The 203-nt window shown below is 77.3% G+C and carries 1 protein-coding gene; it reads right to left on the bottom strand.

What is annotated here, in order from left to right:
* Window positions 1-203: ATP-binding protein (locus GTW08_RS15780; RefSeq protein ID WP_346009918.1), on the bottom strand; the 203-nt coding region annotated here is incomplete at both ends.

Below are 203 nucleotides of genomic sequence, written 5' to 3'. Positions count from 1 at the left end.
CCTCCAGGGTCCCGCCGACCGAGCGCGCACGCTCGCGCATGCCGGTCAGCCCCGTGCCGTCCACCGCGCCGGGCGCCGGGCCGGCACCGTCGTCGTCGACGGTCAGGTCCAGCGCGTCGTCGCCGAAGCGCAGGGTGACCACCGCGCCGCCGGCCCCGGCGTGCCGACGCGTGTTGGTCAGCGACTCCTGCACGATCCGGTAC

Origin of the sequence: Pseudonocardia sp. SID8383 (assembly GCF_009864975.1) — a bacterium.
Classification (GTDB): Bacteria; Actinomycetota; Actinomycetes; order Mycobacteriales; family Pseudonocardiaceae; genus Pseudonocardia; species Pseudonocardia alni.
Note: the sequence above shows the minus strand (reverse complement) of the source record. Positions and strands in the feature narration are given on the sequence as shown.